Raw genomic sequence first — 22,734 nt, forward strand, 5'->3', positions numbered from 1 at the left:
GGCGATGCGCCGGCTCGGCCGCATGAGTGTTCCTGCAGAGGGGCCGGGGTGATGCTGATCGCCAGCCTCGATCAGTGGAGGTGATATCAGATGGTGGCCACACTTCGAAACGTCGCCGCCACTGCACGCAGCGCCGCGAGCTTCCCTGAATCGCTGACCTTCGAATGCAGCATGACGTTCGAGATGCCGAGCTTCGGCAGCTTGTGCGCCGGCCCGATGTCGATCAGCCCGGGAGGCGCGATCCGCCGCGCCAGCGGAGCGACCGCGAGCCCGGCAAGCGCGGCTGCTACCACCGCGGTGACGCCGCCGCCGACGAAACGCTCGCGCCAGGCGAGACCAGCCTTGTCGAGCGCGCGCACGGCGAGGGCCCGAACGCCGCAGGGCGGGGCGAGCGTCGCAAGCGGCAGCGGCTCGCCCTTTGGCAGCGCGAAGCGCCGTGCGGCGAACCAGCCGAACTCGTCCTCGGTCAGCTTCTCGCCGCCGCGGCGGCTGCCCTCCTGGCGGACGATCACGGCATCGAGCTCGCCCGCATCATAAGCATCCTGCATCTCGCGCGAGAAGCCGATGGTGACCGCGAGGGTGAGGTTTGACGACATCGCGTGCAGGCGTTCCAGCAGCGGCACCAGTTCAGGGCCTGCGGCGTGATCGGAGATGCCGAGCGAGAGCGACTGCGCGGCCGGTGCCTCGCCCGATAGCGCACGGTCATGCGCTGCCATCAGCGCGCGGGCGCGATCGAGGAAGCCGGCGCCGTCGCCGGTGAGCCGGACCGCGCGCGGCGAACGCTCGACGAGACGTTTGTCGAGCAGCGCCTCCAGCCGCTGCAGCTTCAGACTCACCGCTGCCTGCGTCGTGCCGAGCGCCTCCGCGGCGCGGGTAAAGCTCTGGAGCTCAGCGACCAGCAGGAAGGCCTGGACGGTGGCTATGTCGAGTGTCGCTGGCATTACGAATGGTTATCACTGGTATCAATACAGATAAGGTACCAAAATGACGCGGAGAGGTCTAGCTTCTTGCCAACGCCGCGCAAACAGCGCGACATCTTGAGGAGAACCACAATGCCCCTGATCACCGTGTCCTACGCCACCTCCCGCCAGTCGCCCTCGCTGAAGACCGACATCGCCAACGCCGTCTCCGAGCTCACCGCAAAGATCCTGCACAAGGATCCCAAGGTCACCGCCATCATCGTGAAATCGGTCGATGCTGGCGACTGGTTCGCCGGCGGCAGGTCGCTGGCCGAGCAGAAGCTAGCGAGCTACTGGATGGATATCCACGTCACCGAGGGCACCAACACGAAGGACGAGAAGGCGGCCTATCTCGCTGCGATGTTCAAGCGCATGGCCGAGATTTTGGGCCCGCTGCATCCCGAAACCTATCTGCACGTCGACGAGGTCAAGGGCGACGCCTATGGCTTTGGCGGCTTGACCCAGGAACGCCGCTACATCGCCGGCAAGCTCAACGTGTCGCTGGCTCCGGCGTGAGGCTTCGCCGTCAGCTCGCCGCGCAGAACTGAACCTCGGAATTGTTCATGAAACACATCTTGTCGAACAGTTTCAGGTCCAGCGGATTTGGGAGCCGACATCGCTGAGATCAGGGCAGGGCTTGACGGAGGGTCATAGGATCGATCGATCTGCGAGATGAAGACGACGATCAGCCCCTTGTCGCACGCGAAGGATTTTAGCGCGCGCACCTGAACCGTCAGATCAGGGTTTTCACGTCTTTGGTCGAGCAGTTGCAGATAATCGATCACAACGACCGTGCCGCGAGGCGCTGTCGCCATTTGCTTGACGATGTAGTCCGCGCTGATCGTGTCGGAGCAATCGATCTCGAAGAGCTTGTCGAACCCCGCCGGCTCCACGCCAATCGCACGCAAGCGGTCCAGCACGTCCTTCTCGGTGTATTCGAGTGAGAAGAATGCCGCACGACTGCCGGACTTCATGGCCTCCACGGCAAGCTCAAGGCTCATCAAGGTTTTGCCCTGACCGGGACGCGCCCCGACCAGCACAAGGTCGCCGGGCTTGAATTGCGGAAACAGCCTGTTGGCCGGTGTCGCGGCGGCCGCTTTCGATGCGAGCATGCTCCAGGCGGAAAACCCTTCCGTCGCGGCAATGCGGTCGAGCGCGGCGTGCAGCGGGATGCCTTCGTCGCGGGACAGGCGCTTCGCTTTTCGCTTCAGATGATAGATCGGTGCAGACAACTTCATGGTCAAAACCTCCCATTGCGAGCAGAAGCGCAATCCCTCCTTATGCCTGGCGCTCGAACAGTCGGTCCGAGGGTTTAGTCGCCCGGCATGAAGTCTGCTGTCCCGGCGGAGGGGAGGCGTGGGCGGCACCTGATACAAGCGTAACCGATTCCGTGGCCGTGGAGAACGCGCGCGGTGCGCCTCCAACAGGAAAGCGTCAGGCGGCTGCTTCCGGCAGCAGCGCGCGTGTCGGCCCGAACAGCTCTTCAAAAGCCTGCCGAAGCGCGACGTCGATATCGGCCAGGGTCACCAACTGGCCGAGATCGACCAGCGACGTTACGCCATATCGAGGATCGGCAACGCCGCAGGGAACGATGCCGGCGAAATGCGAAAGCTCCGGCTCCACATTGATGGCGATGCCGTGGAACGAGACCCAGCGCTTCAGCCGCACGCCGATCGCCGCGATCTTGTCCTCGTGCTCAGGCCCTTTGTCGGGCCGTTTCACCCAAACGCCGACCCGGTCCTCGCGCCGCTCGCCGCGGACGTTGAAGGCGGCGAGCGTTTTCAGGATCAGTTCCTCCAGGCTTGCGACATAGGCGCGGACGTCCGGCCGGCGGCGCTTGAGGTCCAGCATGATATAGGCCACCCGCTGTCCCGGGCCGTGATAAGTGAGCTGCCCGCCGCGCCCGGAGGCAAAGGTCGGGAATCGCGGATCGAGCAGGTCGGAGTCCCTGCCAGAGGTGCCGGAGGTGTAGAGCGGGGGGTGTTCGAGCAGCCAGACCAGCTCGGGTGCCTCGCCCGCCGCAATGGCGGCGACGCGGGCCTCCATGGCGGCCACCGCCTCCGGATAGGGCACGGGAGCGTCCGAGATTCGCCACGCGACGGGCGCGCCGCCGGTGGCGGAAAACGACCTCAAATCGAGCTCTTGGCGAGGGTTTTTGGGCAAATTAACCATTGGCTAACCATAACGTGGTGATGATCACAGGCGCAAATGCCAAGTCCTTTGGCGTAAGTCTCCAGTTGCGGTGGTGCTGACAGTGCCTACTCTCGACAAAGTCACCGTGGATCTCATGGTCGTCCTCGGGACAACCACCATGCCGATCCATCAAGTATTGCGTCTTTCTCGCGGTGCCATCATCGAGCTGGACGCAACCGAGGCCGACGAGGTCAAGGTTCTCGCCAACAATCTGCCGGTGGCCTCCGGCGTCGTTCTGGTCGACCGCAACCGCATCGCCGTCGAGGTCAAGCAGATGTTGCCGCGGACGCAAGGCACGAGATAAGGCCGATCAGGGGCGGGGCAGGAATTTTCCTGCCAAGCTTGTGGAATTCGGGGCCTTTGCAGGCTTGTACCCCACTGATGGATTTGTTAGATCGGCGCCGTTGATCCGGCAGGCCTCAAGCCCCAAGCCGGCATCCCCAAAGCGCTCGTGGCGGAATTGGTAGACGCGCTGCCTTGAGGTGGCAGTGAGTAAAATCGTGGGGTTCGAGTCCCTCCGAGCGCACCATCCAATTAAAACTGCTCAAGTTTTCAGGCCCGCAGGGCGCGCTTTTGCGCGGCTCCTCCCCAGACTATCCACAGGGATATACCTGTCGGGCACACAGGGGTGGCGGCCGATACCGGCCAGGCGGAATCCCGGACGAAAGAAGCGGCGCAGAGGCGCCTGCGAACAGGTCTCACCTAGCCATATTCTTCGCCAATTCCGTATTCGCGGTAGATCTCGAGCGGATCGAGGTCGGGGAACAGGCGGCATTTGGCCTGGGCGAGATGCAGGCTCACTGCGGCCGGCTCTTTGCCGTTCGACAGCAGCTTGCGGATGTCCTCCATATGCGTGCCTGGCTGGTGCTTGGCCTCGAGCTGTTCCAGCGCGACCAGCGCGGTTGCGAGTGCCTCGGTGAGAACCCAATCGTCGTGGCCCGTGATTCCCTTCTTCGGCATCGGCAGACCCCAATCCGCAGACCTCACGTGAGGCAGCGGCAACAGTCTACCGTAGCTTCAGTCGGATCTCCATCGAGCCGCGGCGCGTAGGATACGGCGAACGGCTGCGCTCTCGCTTGCATTATGGCAGCGCGTGGCTAAAAGGCGGCGGCACGCGGGCGATGATATCCTTGTTGAAACAAAGTTGGCGTAGACGGGCCCCGCGCGACCTCTCTCGGCTGGAGCCAGCATGGTCTTTCTAAGCTTCGTCTACCGTTTCCTGACCAACTTCGCATTCATGGCGCTGGTCTATTTCAGCCTGAACTTCATGGAGAAATATCAGAACCGGGCGATCCTCGCGATCCTGGTGCTGGTCTATAGCGGCATGCGCTCGGCCTCGACGCTGCGTGCGTTCTACTTCTTCCAGAAGATCGAGAAGCTGGAAGCCGAGACCAAGCGTCTGCAGGGGCCGATCAATGATGGCTCGGGCGGAACGAGTGCGCGCAAGCAGGCCGTGGCCGACGTGGCCCGGCTGCGCCGTGACGGCGAGCTCAAGTCCTACATGGACCTGTTTTTCCTGGCGCTGATCGTGCTGCTCTGCGTCGCCAACATCATGCGGCAGTAACAGTTTTTACTCAGGCCCGCTTCTTCACGCTGGTGGCGACGCGGGTGGGGCGGGGCGCCGTGCTCTTGGCTTGAGCCGCGTGCTTCGGCGCTGGGTGTGCAGCATGCGCGGTTCGGCGGGTCTGCATCTTGGCCCCCTTGCCCCTGCCGGCACGCGGTGCTTCGGCTGCCATCGCGAGCCGGGTTGCAGCCCGTCGCGACAAGGTCGTTGACAGCAGCACCTCGACCGTGCCCTCGGGGATCGCGAAGAGATCGCGCGCGGGCGCGGGCAGGGTGGCGGCGACATCGGCCCGCGCCATGGTCTTGCGCGGCAACACCAGCGGCTGGTGCGCGGTCTGCGTGTTGAGATCGGCGAGGCCAGGCGCAGGCAGCGTCGCGGTCTGCGTGAACACGAAATTCGGCACGGAAGGCCAGCGCGCGATCGGCGTCGTTTCCGTCGGCGGATGCAGCAGCCACTCCACGGCCGTGGTCGGCGTTGCCGGCTGGTCGGCGGTCGCGGGCACCACGTGAACGACGCGATAGCCGCGCGCCTTCAGGTCGCGGATGATCTTTGGCAGCGCGGCCACGGTGCGCGCCTGGATGTCGTGCAGCAGCAGGATGCCCTTGCCCTTGGCCTCCAGGCGCTGGATCGCGAGCTGGTAGACGCGATCGGACGAGATGTGACGCCAATCATCGGCTGGGAAGTCGGCGCTCCAGACCTGGATGCCGCGCGAGATCAGCAGGTTTTCGACGCCCTCGGCGCGCATCAGGCCGGGGATGCGGAAGAACGGCGCGAGCTTGGACGGATCGGTCATCGCAGCCGACGCCCACTCGATGCCGCCGTTGATCTGCGCCTCCGCCTTGTCGAGCGGCATTTTGTTGAATGTCAGCGGATGGTTCATGCTGTGCGTGCCGACGGTGTGGCCGCCGCGACCAGCTTGCGCACGCCTTCCGGGTTCGCCTTGGCCTGTTCGCCGATGATGAAGAAGGTCGCCTTGATGCACTCGTCGGCGAGGATCTGGAGCACCTGGTTCGAATATTTCGGCAGCGGACCGTCGTCGAAGGTCAGGACGACCTCGTGGTCTTTCAGCGGCAGCGTCTCGCGGTACTGCATGGTGCCGATGCGCGGATGCTCATGCGGGTCGACGACAAGCGTGCGGGAGGTGCCGAGTGCGCCGGGATGGCCGGGGCATTCGGCGGCCAAGGCCGCCGGCGATGCCGTGGTCAGCAACCCCAAAAGCAGGACTGTCCACGATCGCGTCCGAAAAGCAACGCTACTGCCGATCATGAACCCGGTCTGCCCTCATCTGCGTTTGCCGCCATGGTAGGTCGGAGACATCAGGAAACGGTTCAGGCGCAAAGACCTTTCACCGCCAGGGGTCCCCCTCGATCTTTGCAGGGCGTAGCATGAACGGAGTGTTAACAGGCCTTAAATCACCCCAATTTGGTCAGGCGTGACATTCCGGCATCAACGCGCGGCGGCGTTCAGCTGTGGTGTGCCCGCCGGAACCAAATGAACCACGTGAAAGCCGTTCTCCCGCAAATACCGGAGGAAGGCCGGCATCATGGCCGCCGTACGCGCCTGGGCATCGTGGAACAGGATGATGCCCTTGCGGGCGGCGGCTACGCGCTCGGTGATCAGCTTGAGTTCCTGCTCCGGCGTCATGTCATTCCAGTCGCTGGCCCAGAGATCAGCCCCGAACACGACGATGCCACGCGACTGGAGCAGGTCGAGCTGGGCTTGCGTCTGTTCGAAATAGGGGAAACGGAAGAACGGCGTCGACGGCGTCGACGTCGAGACCCCGTGGAGCGCCATCTCGTCAGAGGCTATGCCGCGGTCGATCTCGTATTTCGCCGCATCTGCCGGGATCCGGGCCATGTACGGATGCGACCAGGTATGATGGCCGATCGTGTGACCCTCGCGGGCGATGCGCTTGACGAGGTCAGGGTGTTCGGCGGCGCTCCGGCCGACCAGGAAGAAGGTCGCGCGCACGCATTCCTGCGCCAGCGCCGCCAGCACCTTGGACGTCGTCGGCGGATGCGGGCCGTCGTCGAAGGTCAGGACCACCTCGTGATCCGCGAGCGGCAGCGTCTGCGGAAAACTCTTCAGTCCGACGCGCGGCGTGGTCTTGGCATCGACGCTCAGGATACGGGACGTGCCGAGCGCATCGCTGCGCGGGCAATCCGCGGCTTGGACTGAGCCGATCGCGGCGACGGCAGCGAGAGTCGGGCCCACAATGATCGATGTCCAGTTTGGTCGACGCATGTTTGCCATTGCGCTCGCGATTGCCTTGTGGGTATTGCCTGACCGTCAACCCAAACGATCAACCAGTCAACGGCGAGGCGTCCCATGGACGAGCATATGGATGGCGCCGCTTCCACCGAGAGCTTGGTACTCGACCACGTCCCGATGCGCAATGAAGATGGCGAAATTCGGCACGAATTCGTCGAGGAAATTGCGCATGCGATCGAGGCCGCCGACAGCGCCGCGCTGCGCGCCTGCGTCGCGGACCTGCACGAGGCCGATCTAGGTGATCTCATTGCGGCGCTCGCGCCCGACCATCGTGTCCGCCTGGTCGAGCTGACGGGGCGCGACTTCGACTTTTCCGCATTGAACGAGGTCGACGAGAGCGTCCGCGAGGAGATCCTCGACGAGCTGCTGCCCGAGACGGTCGCCGAGGGCGTCCGCGAACTGGAATCCGACGATGCGGTCGAGCTGCTCGAAACCCTCGACCAGGAGGAGCAGGAGGAGATCCTCGAGAAGCTGCCGCTGCGGGAGCGCGTCGCGCTCGAGCGCAGCCTGCTGTATCCGGAGAACTCCGCGGGCCGGCGCATGCAGACCGAGTTCATCGCCGTGCCGCAGGATTTCACGGTCGGGCAGGCGATCGACTACATGCGCGATACGCCCGATCTGCCGGACCGCTTCTACGAGATCTACGTCGTCGACAAGGACCAGCACTGGCAGGGCGCAGTTCCGCTGGATGTGCTGCTACGCGCGCGCCGCCCGGTGCCGCTGACCGAGCTGACCGACGAGGATCGCCGCCGCGTCTCCGTCCTGGAGGACCAGGAGGAAGTGGCGCGCATGTTCGGCAAGTATAACCTCGTCGCAGCACCCGTGCTCGACACCCAGGACCGCCTGGTCGGCGTCATCACCGTCGACGACGTCGTCGACGTCATCGAGGAAGAGGCGGACGAGGACCTCAAGGCGCTCGGCGGTGTCACCAGCGACGAAGAGCTATCGGATACCTTTCTCACCATCGCGCGCGGCCGCTTCAACTGGCTGCTGATCAATCTCGCCACGGCTTTCCTGGCGTCCTCCGTGCTCGGGCTGTTCGAGGGCCAGCTCGAACAGATGGTGGCGCTCGCAGTGCTCGCGCCGATCGTGGCGAGTCAGGGCGGCAATGCCGCGACCCAGACCATGACGGTCGCGGTGAGGGCGCTTGCGACCCGCGAGCTCGGCTCCTCCAACGCCTGGCGCGTGGTCGTCCGCGAGGCGCTGGTCGGTCTCATCAACGGCGTTGCCTTTGCCGTGATCACCGGTATCGCCGCGGTGGCCTGGTTCAAGATCCCGGGCCTCGGCATCGTCATCGGGCTCGCGATGATCTGCAACCTCATCGCCGGCGCGCTCGGCGGCATCCTGATCCCGATGGCGCTCGAACGCGTCAGGGCCGATCCGGCCGTGGCCTCCGGCACCTTCGTGACGACGGTGACGGATGTCGTCGGCTTCTTCTCCTTCCTCGGCATCGCCACGCTGTGGTTCGGGTTGAAGTAGTCTCGCGCCTCTGCTCCGTCATTCCGGGGCGCCGCGCTCTCTGGTCATTGCGAGCGAAGCGAAGCAATCCAGCATCCCTCCATGGTGACAGTCTGGATGCTTTCGTCGCAAGAGCTGCCTCTTAATGACGGGGTGAGTAACGGCCCCTCAACTGACGAGGCTCGGTCGCGTCCGGGAACGAGACCTTCTTTAATCCCACCTTAAGCGTGCTGCCGCATGATCTCTCGCGCTTGGGGGAATGAGCATGCGGTTGCGGCTGAAGGCGGACGGACGGGTCGTTGAGTTGCGGGACGGGCAAGAGTTTCCCGTGCAGCCGGTCGCGTCTGCGGTCGAGACTCCGGCGGCAGAGGCCGGTTCGCTCGCGGTGCGCGATTTGCGCCGGCGCGCCCGTCTCACGCAGATGGAGTTCGCCGCCAAGCTCGGCGTGCCGGTCGAGACCATCCGCAACTGGGAGCAGGGCAAGCGCACCCCGCGCGGACCCGCTCGCGCACTGCTGGCTGTAATCGCGCATGCGCCCGACACGGTGTTCCAGGCGCTCGCCAAAGCCTGAAGACCTGACGCGAACCTCCCGTTAGCATTGCGCTGAAGATCCAGGCCCGAGCTCGGCGTGCTCAGTTGCACTCCGACGGATCGGGTCCATAATGATGCCGGTGACGACATCTGGGGGCTGCCGCAACAGAGAGGATTCCTCATGCTGTTCGTCGAGGCCAATGGCGCGAAAATTCCAGCGATCGGGCTCGGGACCTGGGAGCTGAGCGGCCGCACCTGCGCGCGCGTGGTCGAGCAGGCGCTGCGGCTCGGTTACCGCCACATCGACACCGCCCAGGTCTATGACAATGAGCGCGAGGTCGGCGATGGAGTGCGCGCCTCCGGTGTCCGCCGCGATGACGTCTTCGTCACCACAAAAGTCTGGACCAACCATTTCGCGCCCCACGATCTCGAACGGTCGATCAAGGAAAGCCTGGTGCGCTTGAGGCTTCCCGCCGTCGACCTCGTGCTGCTGCACTGGCCCAATTCGCATGTGCCGCTGGAGGAGACGCTGGGCGCGCTGGCGCACGCCAAGCGCATGGGCCTGACACGCCACATCGGCGTGTCCAATTTCACGGTGGCGCTGATCGAGCAGGCGGTCGCGCTGTCACCCGAGCCGCTCGTCTGCAACCAGGTCGAATATCACCCTTATCTGGATCAGGCGAAGGTGAGGGCGGCCTGCGACCAGCATGGGATGGCGCTCGTTGCCTACAGCCCGATCGCCAGGGGCCGCATCAAGGCCGACCAGACGCTCGCCGGTATCGGCCGCGCCCGCCACAAGACACCGGCGCAGATCTGCCTGCGCTGGCTGGTGCAACAGAATGTGTCCGCGATTCCCCGAACTTCGCGTGTCGAGCGTCTGTCGGAAAACATCGAAATCTTCGATTTCGAGCTCTCCGATGACGAGATGGCCCAGGTCGCCGCACTTGCCAGCCCCAAAGGCCGCCTGACCGATTTCGGCTTCGCGCCGAAATGGGATTGAGGGGGCTGTTCCGGTATGCTAGGAGCAGGCCGGCAACCCAAGATCGGGCGATGGAACCGCGGAAGATCATACGGACGGACATTGCGGCGTCAGCCATCGCGCATCTGACGCTGGTGGCGCTGATCATCGTGATCAGCGAGGTCCGTCCGTTTCATTCCGCGCCACCCGAGACTGTCGCGGTCGATATCGTCACGCCGGAGCAGGTGAAGCAGGAGGAGGCCGAGGCAGAGGAAAAGGCCGAAGAGAAGGCTAAGGAGAAACCGCCTGAGCCGCTCCCCGAGCTTAAGCTGCCGAAGCTGGATATCAACGACAAGCCGGACGCTGCACTGAAGTCTGCGCCGGCCAAGGAGAAGGCGGCGTCGCAATCATTGCCGCAGAAGGCCTCGCAGGAACCGCAGCAGAAGCAGCCTCAGCCCCAGCCATCGCAGATGACGCCGCAAGAGCCGCCGCCTCAGCCTCAGGCGGCTCAGCCGCCGTCGCCGGCAATGCCGCAGGCCGCGCCACAGGCGTATCGGGCGCCGGAGCCTGACGTCACGGTCAAATACGGGGTGATGCTGGGCCTTCCGCCCGAATTGCCGCCCGCGCCGAAAGATGCGCCGAAGGATGACGGCGGCGATGCCAAGGATCTCGATCGGCGCCAAGTTGCCGCCCGAGATCGTTGCCGAGCTTCGCCGGCACCTGAGGAGCTGTTCGAAACTTCCGGCCGGTGTCGCACCGGCCGATGCCGTACGCATCAGGCTGCGTGCGGTGCTCGCCACCGACGGCTCGCTGGCGCGCCCGCCGATCCTGATCGAGGCCCCGCCATCGGCGAAGGGCGTGGCCATCGTGGAATCGGCGATGAGCGCGCTGCAGGCTTGCCAGCCCTACAAGATGCTGCCCGTTGACAAGTACGAGGAATGGAAAGTGATGGACCTGTCATTCACGCCGGGGGATTTCGGGTCGTAGTTCGTGGACCGGATTTCGCTTCACCCCATCCGGGCTAAAGCGATCACGTTCGGCGCTCGCTCGCGAGCCATATGAACGCAGGGCGAGAGCCGGGCTCAATGACCGCGCTTCGGCGCTCCGTCGTCCACCATCACATCCGGCGCCATCGCCGCCCATGCACTGGACGCAAACTGCCGTCGCCAGGTCACGATCACCACGGCACCCGTGGTCACGAACAGCACCCAGGGGCTGACGAACCAGCCGAGATAGCCGAGTGCGAAGAAGAAGGCGCGCTGGCCGCGATTGAAATGGCGGCCGGCGGATTCGAAGACGCGCGAGGTGCGGACGACGTGGGCTTCGGCCTCCGGCGTGTCGCGCAGCGCAGCCGGTGGCATGCCGCCGAACAGGATCGCGACATAGTTGAACAGGCGATAGGCCCAGGCGAATTTGAAGAAGGCATAGACGCAGATCAGCACCAGCCCGACGCATTTCAGCTCCCACATCGCCGGCGACGGACTGAGGTCGATCGGCAGCTTGCCCAGAATGGTGATGGCGTCGTTGGTCGCGTGCAGCAGCGCCAGCGCACCGCCGAGCGCGAACAGGCTGGTGGAGGCGAAGAAGGCGGTGCCGTTCTGGAGCGAGGCCATGATCTGCATGTCGACCATGCGCGTCTCGCGGTCGAGCAGACGGCGGACCCAGACTTCGCGATAACGGTTCATCCGCGCCGACAGGCTGTCGCGGCCATAGGCGGAATGCTCGAGGGTTGCGGCATAGACCAGCCATTCGATGATGAAGAAGCCGACGGCGGTGATGTCGACCCAATGCCTGCTCATGTCTCTCTCCTCGCAAGGATCGCAACGATTGGCATGCATGGTAGGTTGCGGCAACGATTGATTGGCGGCAGCCGATGGCGTTAAAAGCAGCCGCATCCAAGAGGACTTACGGAAGGACCCGGACATGGCAGCGCTCAAGCTCGCGATCGGCAACAAGAACTACTCGTCGTGGTCGATGCGGCCCTGGCTTGCGCTGCGCGCCAACGATATCCCGTTCGTGGAGACTGTCATCCCGCTCTACACCGACAACCCTGAGGACAAGGAGCAGATCCTGTCCTTCAGCCGCGCCGGCAAGGTGCCGGTGCTGGTCGACGGCGACATCACGGTGTGGGATTCGCTTGCGATCATCGAGTACCTCGCGGAGCGTTATCCGGAAGTGAAGCTGTGGCCCGATGATGTCGCGGCCCGCGCGTTTGCTCGTTCGGTGTGCGCCGAGATGCATTCAGGCTTCATGGCCTTGCGCAACGAATGCGGCATGAACCTCCACCGTCCCGTGCGTCCGGTGACGCTGTCGGCGGACGCCAGGGCCAACGTCGCGCGCGTGCAGGAGATCTGGCGCACGTGCCGGACCCGCTACGGTGCCGGCGGGCCGTTCCTTTTCGGCCGCTTCGGCGCGGCGGATGCGATGTATGCCCCGGTCGTGCATCGATTCCGGACTTACGCCATCGAGGTCACGCCGGAGACCAAGGCCTACATGGACACGATGATGGCGATGCCGGCGTTCCAGGAATGGACCCGCGATGGGCTCGCCGAAACGCTTGTCATCGAAAAGTTCGAGACTGTCTGAATCAGGATTGTGATTGAGCGTCGCTTGACGGCATGCCGGCTCGCGGCGCTCAATCATCCGAGACAACGGCTGAGGAGAGGGGACAGCCATGGGAATTCTGGATTCGCTGGAGAACAATCCCGCGCTACGCAGCGCGCTGGGCCAGCTCGGCGCCGCCGTTCTGCCGGCCGTGATGAACGAGGTGCTCGGCAGCAACAACCAGGGCGGCCTCGGTGCGATCGTCGCAAAGCTCCAGCACGCGGGTTTCGGCGACCAGGTCAAATCCTGGCTCGGCAACGGCCAGAACCTGCCGATCTCCGCCGACCAGCTCCGCGCCGTGCTGGGCAATGACACCGTCCGGCAGCTTGCCGCGCGCTACAACATCCCGGTCGACCAGCTGGGCGAGATCCTGGCCCAGGAGCTGCCCAAGGCCGTGGATCAGGCAAGTCCGAGGGCCATCTGCCTCATGGCGCCTGAGGCCTGGTTGCAGCGGTCGTCCGGGCCGGCTCTGTTCCCGTTATCGTCCTGAAAAGACTTCAAGATCGGCAGATTTGCCATGCTCGCATGAGGCTGGTCAAAAACGCCGCATGCGTGCTATAGAACGGCTGGGCTTCCGGCCGCTTCGCAGTGGGACCACGGGCGAGGCAGGCGTTGTTTGAGTGAATGGAGAGGGTGTTGAAGCACAAATTCCCGATTGGAACGCGCGTATTGTTCACTGCCAGCAACGTCGCGCGCCCGGCTGCGAGTGGTTCGTACGAGATCATTCGCCTGCTGCCGACGGAAGGTGACGACTGCCAGTACCGGATCAAGAGCTCGACCGAAGCCTTCGAACGGGTCGCCAAGGAAAGCCAGCTCGCGCTCTCGTAGGGCGCTGACGGCACCATCATTGACATCGCGGATGAATTTGCTCCGCCCGCCGTCAAAAGGCCCCGCTTCGGCTCGACAAGATGGGCCGGGGGGCAGTTGCCGGTTCGCGGTGCTCGCTTGACCATTCGCTCTTTGCTCGCGTGAGGGGACATCGCGCATGGACTGGGCATGGGCCTCGTCGCTCGACCAACTCTGGCGCTCGCCGGCCTTTCCGATGTGGATGACGCTGGCGGCCGCCGGCTTCTTTGGATTGATCCTGCTGACTACGCTGCTGCGCGCCGAGAGATCGGTCGCTAACGGGGCGTTGACCGTTATCACGCTGCTCTCGATCGGCATCGCGGTGGCCGCCACCATGCGCGTTTACGGCCCCGTGGGCCAGGCCGCGCCGAGTGAAGCGCGTGCGCTAGCCGTGGCGAATACAAGCCTGCCGGCACTGTCCTGCCTCGACGATCTCGCCGGTGATGCCGTCGCCGTCGGCTGCGAGAAGGCGCTGTTCGGTGCGCCTGACGCAGCGGCTGCTGCCGTCGCTTATACGGCGGCCCGGATCGACCGGCTGACTGCGCTCGGCGACGTCGCGACCGCCGACCAGAGCCTGACACCGGACACGAAGGTGCTGCGCAAGTCGCTGGAGCGCGATCGCTACGGCCTCGTTGCCCAGGTACTGGTCGTGCGCGACGGCTGTACCCAGTTCGATTGTGCCGCCTTCCACTCGCTGACCGATCAGCAGCAGGTCGTCGCCAATATGGACGCCCATCGCTACGACATGCTGGTCGCGCGCTACGCGCCGACCTGGAAACCCGCCGCGGCGCCGGTGGGGGCCTCGGGCCCGGTCGCCGCGCTGCCGCCGTCGATGCCCACGGGCAAGCCTACCAATGCGGATTTCCCGAGCGCCTCGTCGACGCCACCGGTGAGCATCATGAATCCTGAGCCGCCGACCGCGGCCACGCGCCAGGGATCGGCCTCCAATGCGGCCGCGGCGACTGCTGCGGCGCCGGCGCCACGTGCCGCGGCTACGAGCTCGGCCCAGGCCGCAGCACCGGCTGCGAAGAAGCCGCCGGCGCCGAGGGCTGCGCGCGCGCCCGCGGCCCCGCCGGTTCCGCTCGCGCCGCCGCCGGGCCCGGCTCCCGCGGCTGCGGATAACAATTAGTTCGGCTTTGAAAACCTGTGGCTGGCCCGCTAATGCTGGGCCATGCCACTCCATCTGATCAAGCTTGCCGTCGGCTGTGACTCCGTCAAGGAATTGAAGGGGTGGATCGCCGAGCGGATGCAGACGGCCAAGAAAAAAGGCCTGCCGCAACACCACATCCACGTCACCCGCATGGTGCCGAAGCGCGACGCCGAGATTCTGTCGGGCGGATCGCTTTATTGGGTCATCAAGGGCGAGATCGCCGCGCGCGAAAAAATCATCGGCATCGAGCCGTTCCGCGACAAGGACGGCATCGGGCGCTGCCGAATCGTGATGCAGCCGAAGGTGATCTCGGTATCGCCGCGTCCGATGCGCCCGTTCCAGGGCTGGCGCTACCTCGCCGATGATTCCGTGCCGCCCGATCTCGGCAAGTCCGCCGCAGGCACCATTGCGGCGATGCCGGAGCCGATGCGGCGCGAGCTGCGCGATCTCGGACTGCTCTAAACCGCCATATTGTCGATCAGCCGTGTGGTGCCGAGCTTGGCTGCGACCAGAATCCGCAGCGGCCCGTCCTTGCGCGAGGTGACAGGCGCCAGCGTCTCGGCATGACGGAGCTCGAAATAATCAAGCGCAAAGCCGGCTGCCTTGATCACCTCCGCCCCGCGCGCCAACGCGCTTGCGATGGCTTCGCCAGCCCGGATCCGTCCGGCGCTGTCCTTCATGGCGCGGTGCAGGGTGGTGGCGCGCTGCCGTTCCTCGGGCGAGAGATAGACGTTGCGCGACGACATCGCGAGCCCGTCGCGCTCGCGCACTGTGCGGGAGCCGATCACCTTCACGCCAAGATCGAGGTCGCGCGCCATCTGTGTCACCACGCGCAACTGCTGAAAGTCCTTCTCGCCGAAGATCGCGACATCCGGCCGGCATTGTGTGAACAGCTTGCCGACGACGGTCGCGACCCCGCCGAAGAAGTGTGGCCGGAAGCGGTCCTCGAGGCCGGCCAGCGCCGGTCCCTCCGGCACGATGCGCGTCGCAAAGCCGTCCGGATACATCGCCTCGACGCCGGGGTGCCAGACGATGTCGACATGCTCGGCCGCAAGCTTGGCGATGTCGGCCTTCCAGGTCCGCGGATAAGCGCCGAAATCCTCCGCCGGCGCGAACTGGGTCGGGTTGACGAAGATCGACACGACGACGCGGCTCGCGCGTCGCTTGGCGAGACGCACCAGCGACACATGCCCGTCATGGAGTGCCCCCATGGTCGGAACCAGCGCGACCGTGGTCTTTCGCTTGCGAAGATTGTCGACGGCACGTCGCAGGGCGGGCACCGTGCGGGTGATCAAGGGGTTTCGTGGCATCAGCACTCAGGGATCATTGGGGTGGGCGCGCCTGCCGCGCTTGCGGCTAACCTTAACAATTGGCGGTCGTGGACGCCATGCATCGACATGCGGCACAGCATCCCCAGTGAGGATGTCGCGCCATTGTGGGCTGGATATCAGACGCGTCACCGCGACACGATTCATGATGGAGACCAGCACACTGTGATTTCGACATCCTGTCACGCATTTCACTTGACCGCAGACGCGGCCAACTCGAAGATATCGTTTAGCGGTGTCGAGGATTGCCATGCTTGTGCAGGCTAGCCAAAGCCAATCCGGCTCGGCGCATGTCGTCGTGCTCGGCAATGAAAAGGGCGGCTCCGGCAAATCGACCACCGCCTTGCACATTGCAGTTGCGCTCCTGAAGGCCGGCCAGCGCGTTGCCACCATCGATCTCGATTGCCGCCAGCAAAGCTTCACCCGCTATATCAACAACCGCTCCGCCTGGGCGCGCCGCACCAAGATCGACCTCGAGCTGCCGATGCATCGCTGCATCAAGCTCGGCGAGACCATGCAGGTCGCCGAGAACGAGAATTCGAGTTCCTTCAATTCATGGAGGCGGTCTCGGCGGTCGAGAGCAGCTTCGACTTCATCGTGATCGATACGCCGGGCACCGACAGCTATCTGATGCGGCTGGCCCATTCGATGGCCGATACGCTGGTCACGCCGATCAACGACAGCTTTCTCGACTTCGACGTGCTCGGCACCGTCGACCCAGCCAACTACGCCGTGACAGGTGAGAGCCATTACGCGGAGATGGTGCGCGACGTCAGGCGCAAGCGCCGCCAGCTCGACGGCTCGACCACCGACTGGATCGTAGTGCGCAACCGCCTCTCGATGCTCGGCTCGCGTAACAAGCAACTCGTCGCCGAGGGGCTGAAAGATCTGTCGCTGCGGCTCGGCTTCCGCTACGTCGATGGCTTCGCCGAGCGCGTCGTCTATCGCGAGTTTTTCCGCGCGGCTTGACGGCGCTCGACGAGATCGACGAGGCCACGCTCGGGATGCGGCCTAATCTCGGCCATCTCACCGCGCGCGAAGAGGTGACAAGCCTGCTTCGCCAGCTCAAGCTGCCGCTCGACGAGCGTGGCCGTCGCCGTGCGGCAAATCGCGCCGAGTGGTTCAGCCAGGTCGACAAGCCGCTCGAGGTCCACGACATCCTCGGCGCCTGATCAGGCGGTATAACACTACTTCCAGTCGATCAAAATGGCGACTTCCCGCGGGAACTGCGGGCGTGTTCGGCCGTTTTCACGCCACGTTTACCGCGAAATTCAATCCAATCGAGACGGATTGCGTCGGATGGTGACTTGGATCCTGACGTAGCCCCATGAGAACGGAGTGCCCAAGAAACGTGTGCGGCGCACAACGAAAGGGCTGCCGCTTCACAATATTTGGCCTTCCTGTCACGCGGCTGTGACATATATTAGGGAATAGGCGCGAAGGGGCCGAAGAGCTCCTCGAACAACACGATTTTCAACAGGGATCAGGTCCCAAGACCTGAGGCTGAGGACGAAAATGAAGCGTGGAATTGCCGTTCTGGTTTCTGTCGGTGCCCTCTGCGGCGTCGCCTATTTCACGGCGAGCAAGTGGGCCATCAAGCACGAGACCATCACCTTCTACGACGCTTCGCGCGACAACCGTCCCGTGCCTGTCGACATCGCGATCCGTCGCGATAAGGAAATGCAGGCCAATGCCGGCTTGATTACCATGCCGGTTGCCGTGATCAATCACGGCAACACCGTCAAGAATACCGAGTACGGATTCCTCGCCAACATCTTCGCCGCGCGCGGCTATCTCGTCGTCAGCCCGCAGCATGATTTGCCGACCGATCCGCCGATGGTGACCAAGCCCGGCGAGATCTATGTCGGCCGCCTGCCGCAGATCCTGCGTGGTGTCGCCAACATCCATCTGGCGATGCAGGAAATGAAAAAGGTTCAGCCCAACGCCGACTATTCCAGGGTGACGATGGTCGGCCATTCCATGGGTGGCGACATCACGATGTATTTCGCCAAGCAGTATCCCGACGAGGTCAAGAAGGTCGTGACGCTGGACAATCTCCGCGTGCCCTTTGTCACCGCCGGCAAGTTCAAGATCCTGTCGTTCCGCTCCAAGGACCCGCAGTTCAAGACCGATCCGGGCGTGATCCCGAGCGAGGAGGAGTGCGAGAAGGCGGGTATTCAGGTCGTGAAGACCGACTTCCAGCACAACGACATGCGTGACACCGGTCCGGACGGCGCCAAGAACTCGATCCAGGGCATGCTCGATAAATTCCTGAGCGACACTGACAGCGCGATCGCGCCTGTCGACACCACGTCGTCACCGCCAAAGGTGCTCGAGCCGGGTCCCGTCGCCCTGATGTCGCCGGCCAAGAGCTGATCCGTCCGACTATCGTTCGAAACGCGCTTCAAAGCCTCCGCCGGCTCACGCCTGCGGAGGCTTTGCACATTGACCGACCAGGGCGCGCTATCCACATTGGTGGCGTGAGACCATGTGCGATCCCAGATGCCTGGCGACCCCATTAAACCGCGCAATAGCGACGCCGTCTCGGCGACAGCCCAAAGCGACGGCGCGTTGCCGCGGGCAAAGACCTCGACCTCGGAGGATGTCGCCGCCTTCGTCGCCAAGGCGCGTGCGCTGTCGCCGCATGCGCCAGGTGCGAAGGGCCGCCTGATCTTCGCGCTGGATGCGACGATGAGCCGGCAGCCGACCTGGGACATGGCCTGCGCGCTTCAGGCGGACATGTTTCGCGAAGCCGCTTCGCTCGGCAGCCTCGACATCCGGCTCGTCTACTATCGCGGCTTTAACGAATGCCGTGCCACCGGGTGGATTTCGGACAGCAGCAAGCTTGCGACGCTGATGAGCAAGATCGATTGCCGTGGCGGCGATACTCAGATCGGCAGGGTGCTGACCGATGCGCGGCGCGAGGCGGTCGCATCGGGGGTACGTGCCGTGGTCTTCGTCGGCGACGCCATGGAGGAGAAGGTCGACGCGCTGTGCGCCAAGGCCGGCGAGCTCGGCATGCTGAATGTGCCGGTGTTTCTGTTTCAGGAAGGCCATGATGCGATCGCCGAACAGGCGTTCCGCGAGATCGCGCGCCTGACCGGCGGCGCCTGGTGCCGGTTCGATCCGGGCGCGGCGGCGCAATTGCGCGAATTGTTGCGGGCCGCTGCGGCCTATGCCGCCGGCGGTCGCGAGGCATTGTTGAAACTGGCGAAGACGGCGAGCGGTGCGGCGCAGCTGATCGGGCAGATGAAGTAAGCCGATCAAGCCGGCGCAGCGAAACGACGCCATGCTTTTCGACAAGAGGGCGACTATATTCCCGCCATGACCCTGATCGCCGGCGTTGTTGCCGTTATCACGATTTATTTGTTGCTCCAGATGTTCCGCGCTGCCAATCCGGCCGTGCTGGCACGCGCCATCAAGGTCGGCGGCGGCGTGGTCGCGCTCGCGGTGGCCGCCTTCACGGGCTTGAGGGGCGAGCTGGCGGTTGCGATCCGCTCGGGATATTCGGCGCCGGACTGCTTGGCTGGGCGCCATTGGCGAATGCGGGCTTCGGCAATATCGGAGGCTTGTTCGGCGGCGGCGCGACGCGCTCGTCGAGCCAGAGCTCGCGCGTGCGCTCGCAATTCCTGGACATGCGGCTCGACCACGACTCCGGTCAGCTCTCGGGCCAGATCGTCGCGGGGCCTTATGCCGGGCGCGGTCTCGACGAGTTCGATCTTGCAAGCCTGTTGGCGATGATCCCGGCGTTCGACGCCGAGAGCGTGGCCTTACTTGAAAGCTATCTGGACCGCCGGTTTCCCGCTTGGCGTCAGAACGCGCAGGGCAACGCGGCAGGGGGGCAGCGCCGCACGACGTCGAGCGGCAAAATGACGGCGGAGGAGGCCTATCAGATCCTTGGCTTGCAGCCGGGGGCGGGGCGCGACGACATCAGCCGTGCGCACAAGTCCCTCATGAAGAAACTGCATCCCGACCAGGGGGGCTCGACGTACCTCGCTGCCCGTGTAAACGAGGCCAAGGATACTCTGCTTCGTACGCATAACGGCTAACTCCGGCACCACGCTACAAAACGCCCGTACCGCGTGAGCTCCGCTTGCTCTGTTTGCCGTCGCCCCGATGCCCGCCATTGTCGGCGTGGTCGATCCCTTCGGTAAAGTTTTAACCGTAAATTCTTGACGAGAGGTTGTCGCGGAACAGCCTCCGGCGCCACCGCACCCCAAAAACGAAAATGCCCGCGCAAGGCGCGGGCATTTTGTTCGGAAGGGTAAGGGAGATCAGTTGCGGACAGTCATGCAGGAGATGTCGGCGCGCTTCAGCGCCTTGCACACCGCTTCGGCCTGGTCTCGCTCGAGCCCGGCAAAGCGGGCGCGGTAGAGCTTGCGATTGTCTCTGGCGACGACAGGCTCGGTGAACGGATCGGCCTTGCTGAGCAGGCCGCGGGCCGAGCTGCGGGCAGCTTCAATTCGCTGCTGGGCCTCGCTCTCGCTATCGAGCGCGCCGACCTGGACGATCCAGCCGCTATGGCTGGCGACGGGCTTGGTGACGGGGCTCATCTGGATCGACTGCGGCGCCGGATCGGCGGAGGCGAACCTGGCGACCGGGGCGGGCGCCGCGGCAGCGGCCGTCGCCGCCGGCAGCACGCCGAGGATGCCGTTGCCGGTGCCGAAGCCCGCCGGCTGCTGCGGCATCTCGGTCCGGGTGACCTCGGCCCGGGCGGGCTCCGGCTTGTTGATGATGTCGGCCCTCGCGACGACAGCGCCGGAGGTCTCGGCGACCTCGGTGCGGGACGAAATCGTGCTGGTGACCTGCGGCGGGACCTGGGTCGGGGCGGCGGACGCGACCTTGACCGCGCCGGCCTTGACCTGAACCGTCTTGACTCGGACCGGCTTCATCGGCTCGGACGAGCCCGGAATAACGGCGAGCGGCTGGCTCGAGATCACGCCATTGGTGAGCGGCGCGGGCTCGATCTTGGACTCCATGGGCTTGGCTTCGGGCTTGGGCTGGGCCGGCGGCATCGCGGCGGTCGCAGCTGCAAGGGCCGACAGGCGCGAGGCGGGACGTGACGCGGGTGCCTCGGGGGCAGGGGCGGCCGCGACCTGAACCGGCGCAGCGGGACGGGCCGGGGTATCCGAAGCGTCGGCGACATCGGTGCTGGTGTCGGCGCTGTTGCGCTCGGTGACCGCCACGACAGTGTGGGACGTCGCGGCCTTCTCGAGATTTTCCGCGAGCAGGTTGCGCATGATGGCATCGCGCGAGCCCCCGCTGCGGCCGCCGAGCACGACGCCGATCAGATGGCGGTTGCCGCGGCGCATCGAGGTCACGAGGTTGAAGCCGGAGGCGCGGGTGTAGCCGGTCTTGATGCCGTCCACGCCCTCGACACTGCCGAGCAGGTGATTGTGGTTGCGGATCTGCTCGCCGCGCCAGGTGAACGACGTGGTCGAGAAATAGCGATAGTAGCGCGGGAAGCGCTCCTGGATGGCGCGGCCGAGCGTGGCCTGGTCGCGCGCGGTCGTCACCTGCTCGTCGTTGGGAAGGCCGTTGGCGTTGCGGTAGACGGTCTTGTTCATGCCAAGCGCGCGCGCCTTGCGGGTCATCATCGCGGCGAAATCGTCCTCGTCGCCGCCGATCGCTTCGGCGATCACAACGGCAGCGTCGTTCGCGGAGCGGGTGACGAGACCCTTGATCGCGTCCTCGACGCGGATGGTCTGGCCCGCACGCAGATTGAGCTTGGTCGGATCCTGATCGGCGGCGTGCTGCGACACCGGCATCTCGGTATCGAGCTTCATCTTGCCGGATTCGAGACGCTCGAACAGCAAATAGAGCGTCATGATCTTGGTAAGCGAAGCGGGATGGCGAAGCCCGTCGGGGCTGGTCGCCTGGAGCACCGCGCCGGAATTGCCGTCGACGATGATCGACGCGAATTGCGGGCTGTAGCTTTCGGAAACGTCGCGATGCACCCGGTGGTGCGCGTAATGGCGCCGAGAGCGCCGCGCGTCGGCGGCATCGGTTGTGAAAATCACGGCTGTGGTGACCGCGAGAAGTCCGAAAACGCCAACCCGCGCCAAGCGCGAGCAAGACCAGTTGTTACGAAGCATGGAACCCCGTCCCCGTTTGTCACTTGATCACCGGCTCGTGAGGCGAAATTGTGCCCTGCGGATCCGGGATCATTACCTGCTCAGGCTGTCCCTCCGCGGGTGCTCGCCGCGGGAGATGTTGGGCCTGAGCCGCTGTTCTGGCTAAGGTGATGTTCTCAAGCGGCTTTTGACCGTCTGCGGAAGGTGAATACGTCCAGGGAATCAGGGTAGGGGCCGGGGGTTTCCAAAAGCTTAAGGAACTCTTGCGGGAAACCCTGGGAATCTTCGTAACTTGCATCGTTTTTTGTGCGACGCACAAGATTGTTGACTTTTTTGTGCGTTGCACTATTTGTGGGCAGAGTCAGGGAGCCGGGGCTTCCGGACGCGAGCCAGGGAAAAGGATTCCAAGATGTTCAAGGTTGAAGACTTTCAGAACTACGGGAAAGAGCATTTCGAGACGTGCGTTGCTTCCGCGACTTCGGTGCAGCACGGCCTCCAGGCGATCGCCAGCGCTTACGGCGACTACACCAAGAAGTCTTTTGAAGACACCAAGTCCTTCGTCGAGAAGCTTTCCGGCGTGAAGTCGCTGGACAAGGCGATGGAAGCCCAGACCGATTTCGCCCGTTCCGCCTACGAGACCTTCGTCGCGGAATCGCAGAAGATCGCCGGCCTCTACAGCGACCTCGCCAAGCAGGCGTTCAAGCCGGTCGAGACGGTCGTGTCGAAGTTCACCCCGGCCGCGAACTGACGCTCTCGCCAGGTCCAGCAATCAAAAAAGCCCGGCTGAATCAGCCGGGC

20 protein-coding genes, 1 tRNA gene and 6 pseudogenes are annotated in these 22,734 nt (G+C 64.5%); 18 read left to right on the forward strand and 9 right to left on the reverse strand.

What is annotated here, in order from left to right; all coding sequences use genetic code 11:
- Window positions 1–86 precede the first annotated feature (86 nt).
- Complete coding sequence (locus tag ACTGJ9_RS21925; RefSeq protein WP_456672804.1) at window positions 87–941, reverse strand: LysR family transcriptional regulator; 855 nt, start codon at window positions 939–941, stop codon at window positions 87–89.
- A 111-nt stretch (window positions 942–1,052) separates the two neighbouring features.
- Here ACTGJ9_RS21925 and ACTGJ9_RS21930 point away from each other — a divergent pair, with 111 nt between their 5' ends.
- A complete protein-coding gene (locus ACTGJ9_RS21930) occupies window positions 1,053–1,475 on the forward strand; it encodes a tautomerase family protein (RefSeq protein WP_456672805.1) in 423 nt (140 codons plus the stop codon).
- A gap of 10 nt (window positions 1,476–1,485) precedes the next feature.
- Here the strand turns inward: ACTGJ9_RS21930 and ACTGJ9_RS21935 are convergent.
- Both ACTGJ9_RS21935 and lipB read right to left on the reverse strand, forming a co-directional pair.
- Window positions 1,486–2,197, reverse strand: a pseudogene (locus tag ACTGJ9_RS21935) (DNA helicase).
- A gap of 196 nt (window positions 2,198–2,393) precedes the next feature.
- Window positions 2,394–3,131, reverse strand: a complete 738-nt coding sequence (lipB, locus tag ACTGJ9_RS21940) for a lipoyl(octanoyl) transferase LipB (RefSeq protein ID WP_456672806.1) — start codon at window positions 3,129–3,131, stop codon at window positions 2,394–2,396.
- Window positions 3,132–3,213: 82 nt separating this feature from the next.
- Between lipB and ACTGJ9_RS21945 the strand changes: the two genes are divergently transcribed.
- Both ACTGJ9_RS21945 and ACTGJ9_RS21950 read left to right on the forward strand, forming a co-directional pair.
- Window positions 3,214–3,456: a FliM/FliN family flagellar motor switch protein gene (locus ACTGJ9_RS21945; protein ID WP_008141759.1), complete on the forward strand. Its 243-nt coding sequence runs from the start codon at window positions 3,214–3,216 to the stop codon at window positions 3,454–3,456.
- A 141-nt stretch (window positions 3,457–3,597) separates the two neighbouring features.
- Window positions 3,598–3,681, forward strand: a tRNA-Leu gene (locus ACTGJ9_RS21950).
- Window positions 3,682–3,854: 173 nt separating this feature from the next.
- Here the strand turns inward: ACTGJ9_RS21950 and ACTGJ9_RS21955 are convergent.
- Window positions 3,855–4,112, reverse strand: coding sequence for a hypothetical protein (locus ACTGJ9_RS21955; protein WP_456672807.1), 258 nt, complete (start codon window positions 4,110–4,112; stop codon window positions 3,855–3,857).
- Between the two features lie 229 nt (window positions 4,113–4,341).
- Between ACTGJ9_RS21955 and ACTGJ9_RS21960 the strand changes: the two genes are divergently transcribed.
- A complete protein-coding gene (locus tag ACTGJ9_RS21960) occupies window positions 4,342–4,716 on the forward strand; it encodes a hypothetical protein (protein ID WP_456672808.1) in 375 nt (124 codons plus the stop codon).
- 10 nt (window positions 4,717–4,726) lie between these two features.
- Here the strand turns inward: ACTGJ9_RS21960 and ACTGJ9_RS21965 are convergent.
- Both ACTGJ9_RS21965 and ACTGJ9_RS21970 read right to left on the reverse strand, forming a co-directional pair.
- Window positions 4,727–5,982: pseudogene (locus ACTGJ9_RS21965) on the reverse strand (polysaccharide deacetylase family protein).
- Between the two features lie 180 nt (window positions 5,983–6,162).
- On the reverse strand, window positions 6,163–6,969 hold the full coding sequence (locus ACTGJ9_RS21970; RefSeq protein ID WP_456672809.1) for a polysaccharide deacetylase family protein: 807 nt from the start codon (window positions 6,967–6,969) through the stop codon (window positions 6,163–6,165).
- A 75-nt stretch (window positions 6,970–7,044) separates the two neighbouring features.
- Here ACTGJ9_RS21970 and mgtE point away from each other — a divergent pair, with 75 nt between their 5' ends.
- The 4 genes and pseudogenes from mgtE to ACTGJ9_RS21990 all read left to right on the forward strand — a co-directional run bounded on the left by mgtE (window position 7,045) and on the right by ACTGJ9_RS21990 (window position 10,921).
- Window positions 7,045–8,466: a magnesium transporter gene (gene mgtE / locus ACTGJ9_RS21975; protein WP_456672810.1), complete on the forward strand. Its 1,422-nt coding sequence runs from the start codon at window positions 7,045–7,047 to the stop codon at window positions 8,464–8,466.
- A 238-nt stretch (window positions 8,467–8,704) separates the two neighbouring features.
- The gene (locus tag ACTGJ9_RS21980; protein ID WP_456672811.1) at window positions 8,705–9,016 is read left to right on the forward strand and encodes a helix-turn-helix domain-containing protein; all 312 of its coding nucleotides are present in this window, start codon (window positions 8,705–8,707) and stop codon (window positions 9,014–9,016) included.
- A 141-nt stretch (window positions 9,017–9,157) separates the two neighbouring features.
- Window positions 9,158–9,976 (forward strand): aldo/keto reductase, encoded by an 819-nt coding sequence (locus ACTGJ9_RS21985; RefSeq protein WP_456672812.1) that lies wholly within the window; start codon window positions 9,158–9,160, stop codon window positions 9,974–9,976.
- A gap of 50 nt (window positions 9,977–10,026) precedes the next feature.
- A pseudogene (locus ACTGJ9_RS21990) lies at window positions 10,027–10,921 on the forward strand (hypothetical protein).
- Window positions 10,922–11,016: 95 nt separating this feature from the next.
- On the opposite strand, the gene ACTGJ9_RS21995 reads toward ACTGJ9_RS21990, so the two are convergent.
- The gene (locus ACTGJ9_RS21995) at window positions 11,017–11,733 is read right to left on the reverse strand and encodes a DUF599 domain-containing protein (RefSeq protein ID WP_456672813.1); all 717 of its coding nucleotides are present in this window, start codon (window positions 11,731–11,733) and stop codon (window positions 11,017–11,019) included.
- A gap of 124 nt (window positions 11,734–11,857) precedes the next feature.
- Here ACTGJ9_RS21995 and ACTGJ9_RS22000 point away from each other — a divergent pair, with 124 nt between their 5' ends.
- From ACTGJ9_RS22000 to ACTGJ9_RS22020, 5 genes and pseudogenes are all read left to right on the forward strand, one after another.
- Window positions 11,858–12,520 (forward strand): glutathione S-transferase family protein, encoded by a 663-nt coding sequence (locus ACTGJ9_RS22000; RefSeq protein ID WP_456672814.1) that lies wholly within the window; start codon window positions 11,858–11,860, stop codon window positions 12,518–12,520.
- 88 nt (window positions 12,521–12,608) lie between these two features.
- A pseudogene (locus tag ACTGJ9_RS22005) lies at window positions 12,609–12,976 on the forward strand (YidB family protein).
- A 186-nt stretch (window positions 12,977–13,162) separates the two neighbouring features.
- The gene (locus tag ACTGJ9_RS22010; protein ID WP_195804664.1) at window positions 13,163–13,366 is read left to right on the forward strand and encodes a hypothetical protein; all 204 of its coding nucleotides are present in this window, start codon (window positions 13,163–13,165) and stop codon (window positions 13,364–13,366) included.
- A 157-nt stretch (window positions 13,367–13,523) separates the two neighbouring features.
- Complete coding sequence (locus tag ACTGJ9_RS22015) at window positions 13,524–14,513, forward strand: hypothetical protein (protein ID WP_456672815.1); 990 nt, start codon at window positions 13,524–13,526, stop codon at window positions 14,511–14,513.
- Between the two features lie 42 nt (window positions 14,514–14,555).
- Window positions 14,556–14,996, forward strand: a complete 441-nt coding sequence (locus tag ACTGJ9_RS22020; RefSeq protein ID WP_456672816.1) for a DUF1489 family protein — start codon at window positions 14,556–14,558, stop codon at window positions 14,994–14,996.
- Here the strand turns inward: ACTGJ9_RS22020 and panC are convergent.
- A complete protein-coding gene (gene panC / locus ACTGJ9_RS22025; RefSeq protein WP_456678585.1) occupies window positions 14,993–15,844 on the reverse strand; it encodes a pantoate--beta-alanine ligase in 852 nt (283 codons plus the stop codon). The two genes, ACTGJ9_RS22020 and panC, sit on opposite strands and share 4 nt — an antisense overlap.
- 268 nt (window positions 15,845–16,112) lie before the next feature.
- Between panC and ACTGJ9_RS22030 the strand changes: the two are divergent.
- From ACTGJ9_RS22030 to ACTGJ9_RS22045, 4 genes and pseudogenes are all read left to right on the forward strand, one after another.
- Window positions 16,113–17,034: pseudogene (locus ACTGJ9_RS22030) on the forward strand (division plane positioning ATPase MipZ).
- 343 nt (window positions 17,035–17,377) lie between these two features.
- A complete protein-coding gene (locus tag ACTGJ9_RS22035) occupies window positions 17,378–18,238 on the forward strand; it encodes an alpha/beta fold hydrolase (protein ID WP_456672817.1) in 861 nt (286 codons plus the stop codon).
- A gap of 126 nt (window positions 18,239–18,364) precedes the next feature.
- Window positions 18,365–19,120 (forward strand): VWA domain-containing protein, encoded by a 756-nt coding sequence (locus ACTGJ9_RS22040; protein ID WP_456672818.1) that lies wholly within the window; start codon window positions 18,365–18,367, stop codon window positions 19,118–19,120.
- A 66-nt stretch (window positions 19,121–19,186) separates the two neighbouring features.
- Window positions 19,187–19,911, forward strand: a pseudogene (locus ACTGJ9_RS22045) (DnaJ domain-containing protein).
- Window positions 19,912–20,136: 225 nt separating this feature from the next.
- Here the strand turns inward: ACTGJ9_RS22045 and ACTGJ9_RS22050 are convergent.
- Window positions 20,137–21,957, reverse strand: coding sequence for a D-alanyl-D-alanine carboxypeptidase (locus tag ACTGJ9_RS22050; RefSeq protein ID WP_456672819.1), 1,821 nt, complete (start codon window positions 21,955–21,957; stop codon window positions 20,137–20,139).
- A gap of 388 nt (window positions 21,958–22,345) precedes the next feature.
- Here ACTGJ9_RS22050 and ACTGJ9_RS22055 point away from each other — a divergent pair, with 388 nt between their 5' ends.
- Complete coding sequence (locus ACTGJ9_RS22055) at window positions 22,346–22,684, forward strand: phasin family protein (protein WP_456672820.1); 339 nt, start codon at window positions 22,346–22,348, stop codon at window positions 22,682–22,684.
- Window positions 22,685–22,734: the final 50 nt, after the last annotated feature.

It is taken from the genome of Bradyrhizobium sp. RDM12 (assembly GCF_051917485.1).
Classification (GTDB): Bacteria; Pseudomonadota; Alphaproteobacteria; order Rhizobiales; family Xanthobacteraceae; genus Bradyrhizobium.

What these genes read in the sequence shown, in the direction of transcription:
- ACTGJ9_RS22010 (WP_195804664.1), top strand. Translation starts at nt 13,163, where the DNA reads ATGGAGAGGGTGTTGAAGCACAAATTCCCGATTGGAACGCGCGTATTG.
- ACTGJ9_RS22040 (WP_456672818.1), top strand. Translation starts at nt 18,365, where the DNA reads ATGCCTGGCGACCCCATTAAACCGCGCAATAGCGACGCCGTCTCGGCG.
- ACTGJ9_RS21985 (WP_456672812.1), top strand. Translation starts at nt 9,158, where the DNA reads ATGCTGTTCGTCGAGGCCAATGGCGCGAAAATTCCAGCGATCGGGCTC.
- ACTGJ9_RS22035 (WP_456672817.1), top strand. Translation starts at nt 17,378, where the DNA reads ATGAAGCGTGGAATTGCCGTTCTGGTTTCTGTCGGTGCCCTCTGCGGC.
- ACTGJ9_RS21995 (WP_456672813.1), bottom strand. Translation starts at nt 11,733, where the DNA reads ATGAGCAGGCATTGGGTCGACATCACCGCCGTCGGCTTCTTCATCATC.
- ACTGJ9_RS22015 (WP_456672815.1), top strand. Translation starts at nt 13,524, where the DNA reads ATGGACTGGGCATGGGCCTCGTCGCTCGACCAACTCTGGCGCTCGCCG.
- ACTGJ9_RS22000 (WP_456672814.1), top strand. Translation starts at nt 11,858, where the DNA reads ATGGCAGCGCTCAAGCTCGCGATCGGCAACAAGAACTACTCGTCGTGG.
- ACTGJ9_RS21955 (WP_456672807.1), bottom strand. Translation starts at nt 4,112, where the DNA reads ATGCCGAAGAAGGGAATCACGGGCCACGACGATTGGGTTCTCACCGAG.
- ACTGJ9_RS21925 (WP_456672804.1), bottom strand. Translation starts at nt 941, where the DNA reads ATGCCAGCGACACTCGACATAGCCACCGTCCAGGCCTTCCTGCTGGTC.
- ACTGJ9_RS22055 (WP_456672820.1), top strand. Translation starts at nt 22,346, where the DNA reads ATGTTCAAGGTTGAAGACTTTCAGAACTACGGGAAAGAGCATTTCGAG.
- ACTGJ9_RS22020 (WP_456672816.1), top strand. Translation starts at nt 14,556, where the DNA reads ATGCCACTCCATCTGATCAAGCTTGCCGTCGGCTGTGACTCCGTCAAG.
- ACTGJ9_RS21960 (WP_456672808.1), top strand. Translation starts at nt 4,342, where the DNA reads ATGGTCTTTCTAAGCTTCGTCTACCGTTTCCTGACCAACTTCGCATTC.
- mgtE (WP_456672810.1), top strand. Translation starts at nt 7,045, where the DNA reads ATGGACGAGCATATGGATGGCGCCGCTTCCACCGAGAGCTTGGTACTC.
- ACTGJ9_RS21930 (WP_456672805.1), top strand. Translation starts at nt 1,053, where the DNA reads ATGCCCCTGATCACCGTGTCCTACGCCACCTCCCGCCAGTCGCCCTCG.
- panC (WP_456678585.1), bottom strand. Translation starts at nt 15,844, where the DNA reads ATGCCACGAAACCCCTTGATCACCCGCACGGTGCCCGCCCTGCGACGT.
- ACTGJ9_RS21970 (WP_456672809.1), bottom strand. Translation starts at nt 6,969, where the DNA reads ATGGCAAACATGCGTCGACCAAACTGGACATCGATCATTGTGGGCCCG.
- ACTGJ9_RS21980 (WP_456672811.1), top strand. Translation starts at nt 8,705, where the DNA reads ATGAGCATGCGGTTGCGGCTGAAGGCGGACGGACGGGTCGTTGAGTTG.
- ACTGJ9_RS22050 (WP_456672819.1), bottom strand. Translation starts at nt 21,957, where the DNA reads ATGCTTCGTAACAACTGGTCTTGCTCGCGCTTGGCGCGGGTTGGCGTT.
- lipB (WP_456672806.1), bottom strand. Translation starts at nt 3,131, where the DNA reads ATGGTTAATTTGCCCAAAAACCCTCGCCAAGAGCTCGATTTGAGGTCG.